Genomic DNA, 5,643 nt, shown 5'->3' on the forward strand with positions numbered 1-5,643 from the left:
GTTTCCGGTTGATCTCTCCGCCGGCGAACTCGGCCTGCCAGCCCGGCCCGAAGACGCCCAGCTCGGGGCGGGTCGCCGGGGCCGACTGCGGCCGGGCCAGATCGTCGGCGGCCAGCACCACGCCATGCTTGCGGCTGATCGCGCCCGCGGACACGTCCAGCTCGGTGAGCTTGAAGGTCTTGGTGTCCGAGGAGTACTGACCGGGGCCGATCTCCTGAACGTTCGCCGGTGGTGGGTCGTCGAGCGCGGCGGCGGAGACCACCTCCGGGAAGAGGAAGGGGAGGAGCATCGCCGAGACGGCGACGGGGAGCGCTAATCGGCGCAAGGGGTGCCTCCAGGTGAAAGGAGAAAGTGATTTGATCACCTGGAGAGTAAGGGTCGGTAAATCACCTGGCAAGAGCTAGACAATTCCATGGAACAATGTTCAAATCGCCTGTGAAGCTATGCCTTGGATGCGATTCATTCGCGCATTCATGCAGGTCGATGGGCTCCATGGCGAATTTATGGCGAGCTTATGGCGACACTGTGGAGCCGTCGACAATAATGACCCGAAGGCGCATTCAGTAATTCGCGAATACAAGATCGCGTCAAATCCGACCGCCGCGACGCCATGGCCACCGAAGCCCCTCGCGAACAACTCGTAGATCATCTGCCTCCGAGTCGCCTCGGCAGGTCGAGAGCAACATCGTCGGATTCCCAGCCATTACCACCGGGCCCCCGCTGACTGATGCGCACAATGCGAACCGGTGGCAACGTCCTGGAGGCCGGCAGGTGCGCGTCAACGCCACGGTCATGGGCGAGTGCGGCAGCCCCGGACAAGGCCACCATCGCCGGTCCCGTGTTCTAGGATCCTGGGCCTATGAGCCAATTGCGGACGCTATCTGCCACGGAAATCCCTTCGGAACGACTCCTGCTTCGCAAAGCACACGCTGCCGACCGTGAAGAATTCATCGAGCTCATGACCGATCCCGAGGTTCAGGCCTACCTCGGTGGTCCCCGGCCTCGGAGTGACGTCGAGCAGCACTTCGACGCAGCCATGACCGCCGACGCGACATCCAGCCCTGGCAACTATGTCATCGCCGACAACACGACGAACCGACTTATCGGAACATTGATGCTCGCCCACCGGCCGACCGACCGCCCCAGGCATGTCACCGAGGATGTCGAGGAACTGGAACTGGGCTATCTACTGCGGCGCAGCGCATGGGGCGCGGGGTTCGCCTTCGAGGCCGCAACGGCCGCATTGCGCGCAGCGGCCGGCGAACTCCCCGACCAGCCGGTCGTGCTCGCCACCCAGACCGCGAACAAGCGATCTCTGAAACTCGCCGCCCGCCTCGGCTTCCGCCCCATCAGTACGTACGAGGCGTTCGGCGCCGAACAGACCCTCTGCACCGCTCCCCTGTCCCTGTTCCAAAGCTGATCGCAGCATCCAGCCCAGCGGCCCTCAGACCAGGAGACCCAGGGTTTCAGGTGTTTCCCAGCCCGTCACCTGCCACTCGTGGCCGGTTTCCTCCGGCGCACCGGTGAGGTCGGGCCGGTCAATCGAGTTCAGACTCGCTCGTGTTGGTCCACCTCACGTGGCTCCCAACCTGGCCCCCCTTCAGGCTCTCAGCCAATCACGGCCAAAGGATGTCCAGCGCCAGCAGCAGTGTGCCGAGGCCGATCGCCATCGTCCCCAGCACCAGTCCCGCCACTGACATGCTGCGGTTGGACACCGTGGAGATCGTGGCCTTCCTTCGCACCCCAGGCCATGCCAGCGCTGCCGCAATGATCCCGAGAGCCAGTACCGTCCAGTTCGGCGCCCCCCACTTCGCTCTCAGCGGGCCACCGGCGAACCTGGCGAGGCAGGCGACGATCAGAGAAAAGAGACCCCTACGATCGAATAATCGCGTCATAGCGAGCGAGTGTAGATCCCTCGCCTGCCATTCCATCGATCAAGCGAGAGACGCGGAGCCGAGCCCGGCTCTTTGCGCCACGGCAGAGCGTCAAGGTGGGGAGTGTAAGAACAACGGTGTAACTCCTGATCATGGAGGAACACCTGATGAGTACTGTGATCCAGGCATCGACGGAGATCGACCTGGAGGACGCCGCGGTGGCGCGCAAGGAGCCTAAGGATCAGCCGCCCAAGGACTCGGATCGGGAGCTGGTGGCCCGGCTGGTCGATCAGGCCCGAGCCGAAGGCGTGGAACTGGTCGGTGAGAACGGGCTGCTGGGCCGGCTGACCAAGCTGGTGCTGGAGTCCGCACTCGAGGGCGAGATCACTGACCATCTCGGCTATGACAAGCACGAGCGAGGAGGCGGCACCGAGACCGGCAACAGCCGCAACGGCAGCCGGTCCAAGACCGTGCTCACCGATGTCGGGCCCGTGGAGATCAGCGTGCCGCGGGACCGGGAGGGCAGCTTCGAACCGAAGATCGTGCGCAAGCGGCAGCGACGGCTGTCCGGGGTGGATGAGATGGTCATCTCGTTGGCCGCCAAGGGACTGACCACCGGGGAGATCTCCGCGCACCTGGCCGAGGTTTACGGCGCTGAGGTGTCCAAGCAGACCATCTCCACCATCACCGACAAGGTGCTCGACGGGATGGTCGAATGGCAGAACCGGCCGCTCGATGGCGTCTACCCGGTGATCTTCATCGACGCCATCCATGTGAAGCTGCGCGAGGGCCAGGTCGCCAACCGGCCGATCTACGTAGCCCTGGCGGTCACCGTCGATGGCGAGCGCGACATCCTCGGCTTGTGGGCCGGCGACGGCGGTGAGGGTGCGAAGTTCTGGCTGCACGTGCTGACCGAGATCAAGAACCGCGGCGTCGGCGATGCGCTGATGGTGGTCTGCGACGGGCTGAAGGGCCTGCCGCAGGCTATCGAGACCGTCTGGCCACAAGCCGTCGTGCAGACCTGCGTGGTGCACCTGCTGCGCGCCTCGTTCCGGTACGCCGCCCGCCAGCACTGGGACGCCATCGCCAAAGCCCTCAAGCCCGTCTACACCGCCCCGACCGAGGCCGCCGCGCTCGAGCGCTTCTTGGAGTTCGCCGAACTCTGGGGCGGTAGGTATCCGGCGATCGTGAAGTTGTGGGAGGACGCCTGGGCGGAGTTCGTGCCCTTCCTCAACTTCGACACCGAGATCCGCCGGGTGATCTGCTCGACCAACGCGATCGAGTCGGTCAACGCCCGTATCCGGCGGGCGGTCAAGGCCCGCGGCCACTTCCCCAACGAGCAGGCCGCGCTCAAGTGCGTCTACATGGCCATCATGAGCCTGGACCCGACCGGCAAGGGCCGCAAACGCTGGGTCACTCGATGGAAAGCGGCGCTGAACGCCTTCGCCATCACCTTCGAAGGCCGCCTGACCCCGACCATCCGATAACTAATCAAGATCGAGTTACACCGTTAGCTGGACACACCTTCAAGGTGTCGTTGACACTGATCGGGCCAAATTCAGTGGCACATGACCCGTTTCTTGGCCTGCCCGTCTGCCGTCGTCCCACCCACGGGGCAGCGGGCCAGCCGCGGACCTGCCCGGGCGCGTGCCGGTGTCGGGGTCGTGATGGAGTTAAGGGCGGCGGCCCCTCAGCTCATCAGCGCCAGCCGGGCGGTGCTTTAGCCGTCCGCCGGGAGCGCCAACCGGAGGCGGCGGCGTGCCAAGACTGCGGCGCGTGCGGCCCCTTCGGGGCCGCCTTGACTCCCTCACCACAGTGTTCAAGCCTTGGTCGCTTCATGGGAGCACCAGAGAGGCCGTGGAAACGTGCCGGGCCGGGACGGTCAGGCTCACCTGGTGTTCACCACCCGAAACGGCACCAAGATAAGCGCAGGCAACGTCCGTCGGGAGTGCGGCGAGTGATCGTCCGAGCCGGTCTGGTCGGTGCCGATTGGACACCCCGGGAGATGCAACACAGCTTCGTCTCGCTGTTGTCAGCGGACGGCGTCCCGATTGAGAACATGCCCGGTTGATCAGGTATACCGGAGGGCCGGTAGTCACCGAGAAGGTCTACCGTCTTCAGATCACACCCGAGCACCAGGACGGCGCGATCGTCACGGATCGGACCTTCCCCAGCGACGAGCGTGGAACGGGGCAGTCACTCAGTGAGTCACCTGGAAGATCAAAAGGGCCACTCCCATGTTGGGATGTGGCCCTTGATCTCGGTGGGCGATACTGGGATCGAACCAGTGACCTCTTCGGTGTGAAGGAACACCGGGGAGTCAGAGGATGTCGATTCGAGTCGATCGGGTGCCTCTCACCTTGCAGAACCCTCCGGGGGAGCGCGGGAAGTCTGAGGGAGCCGCAAGGCGGTGGCTCCCAAAATTGGCTCCCGTTGCTCCTCTCCGAAGGCCGGCAGAGGAATCTCATGACCGACAAGATCAACAAGTGCTCGGCGGCAATGACGCCATTTCTCTCAGGATGCTGCCGACCGCATTAGGTTCCACGATCTGCGGGACCCATGCGCCTCGCTCCTGCTCGATCAAGAGGTCGACCGTAACGGGCCATCATCGGTCCGCGGCTCACCCCCCACGTGCGCGGGGAGGACGGCGCCCAGCCGGAGAGCATGTGGGACATGTACGGCTCACCCCCTTGGGGGTGAGCCAGCGTTCGGTGGATGAGCACGCTCATGCCCGGCGTCGTCCCCACGCACGTGGGGGTGAGCTGACGATTACCGGCAACGTGACGGAAAGTGCCTGCCCAACCGGATGTCCTGGGGATCAAGGAGCCAATTCGGCAGCCAGCTAGACGGACTAGAACCTGCTGGTTCTTAGGCGGCTACGACGTACGGCAGACCTCGTGCGATCAGGCCGAGCCGCCACTCCACGGCGCGTTTCCTATGGCGCGAGCTTTCATCCGGTACGTCGCACTCCGTGCCTGTTTGATAGCTGAGATGACTCTTGTTACCTGATCTTGCGAAAGTTACGCTTTGCCCGTTTGGTTAGTGCTCCGAGCCGCACGAGTCAGGACGCGTCTTCCTGCCGGGTGGGTGGAGCGACGTCTGGCACCCCACGTGGGTGTCCCTCGTTGTGGGTCGGAGTGTGACGGCGTATGCGCCGGTATTTGTCGTGGGCTCGTTCTGGGCGAACGCCTGCCGTGGTGGCGGCGATCCTCGTGAGTCTGGTGCCCGGGCTGCTGAGTTTGCAGCCGTTACCGGCGGTTGCTGATGTGGCTGAATCAGTTGCGCCCGTCGGTTTCCATGGCCATCTGGAGACGCCGAAGCAGGCTTTCGGGTCCACGAAGACCTTGCCGACGCTGGTTTCATCCGAGATAACCAAAGCCGTCGATAGATCGGCCAAACGGGATCCGAAGCGGCCCAAGGGCGCATTACCGTCGGACGAGCCGCACGAACTCACGGATTCATCCATAAAAGGCCTGAAGACCCCGCCACCTCTCCATGAGCAGTCCGAATGGGAGCCCGCCGCCTCTCCCACCGGGAACGTGCCAGCGGCTGTCCCTCCCGCCCCAAACGCATCGCCCGCCGCTCCGCTGCCACGCCCGGCCGTGGCCCGGTCCGGTATCAAAGAACAAACCCGAGATGCACAAGTGGCGCTTACCTTGGCGGAGCCGACGGTGGGGGGTCTGTCGTCGTCGGGACAGTTGGCATCGGGACTGTGGACCTACTCAACACTGACGCCGGCGTTCTCGGCAAACGTCACCGACCCCGAGTG

Annotated in this window: 5 protein-coding genes; 3 read left to right on the top strand and 2 right to left on the bottom strand. The window is 64.4% G+C overall.

Annotated elements, in window-relative coordinates:
- The coding region (locus tag ACWEPL_RS53305) for a hypothetical protein (RefSeq protein ID WP_452441019.1) at positions 1 to 325 on the bottom strand (325 nt) is incomplete at its 3' end.
- 534 nt (positions 326 to 859) lie between these two features.
- On the opposite strand from ACWEPL_RS53305, the gene ACWEPL_RS53310 reads away from it, so the two are divergent.
- Entirely contained in the window at positions 860 to 1,420 is a 561-nt protein-coding gene (locus tag ACWEPL_RS53310) for a GNAT family N-acetyltransferase (protein ID WP_452441020.1), read from the top strand.
- Between the two features lie 196 nt (positions 1,421 to 1,616).
- On the opposite strand, the gene ACWEPL_RS53315 is transcribed toward ACWEPL_RS53310, so the two are convergent.
- Complete coding sequence (locus tag ACWEPL_RS53315) at positions 1,617 to 1,742, bottom strand: hypothetical protein (RefSeq protein ID WP_452441021.1); 126 nt, start codon at positions 1,740 to 1,742, stop codon at positions 1,617 to 1,619.
- Positions 1,743 to 2,041: 299 nt separating this feature from the next.
- Here ACWEPL_RS53315 and ACWEPL_RS53320 point away from each other — a divergent pair, with 299 nt between their 5' ends.
- Both ACWEPL_RS53320 and ACWEPL_RS53325 read left to right on the top strand, forming a co-directional pair.
- Positions 2,042 to 3,361 (top strand): IS256 family transposase, encoded by a 1,320-nt coding sequence (locus ACWEPL_RS53320; protein WP_452441023.1) that lies wholly within the window; start codon positions 2,042 to 2,044, stop codon positions 3,359 to 3,361.
- A 1,710-nt stretch (positions 3,362 to 5,071) separates the two neighbouring features.
- Positions 5,072 to 5,643, top strand: a 572-nt coding sequence (locus ACWEPL_RS53325) for a hypothetical protein (protein ID WP_452441024.1), incomplete at its 3' end; no start/stop codon positions are given.

The sequence above is a fragment of the Nonomuraea sp. NPDC004186 genome (assembly GCF_053603495.1).

Bases quoted from the DNA above. Each gene is read 5' to 3' on its own strand.
- ACWEPL_RS53310 (WP_452441020.1), top strand. From the start codon at position 860: ATGAGCCAATTGCGGACGCTATCTGCCACGGAAATCCCTTCGGAACGA.
- ACWEPL_RS53320 (WP_452441023.1), top strand. From the start codon at position 2,042: ATGAGTACTGTGATCCAGGCATCGACGGAGATCGACCTGGAGGACGCC.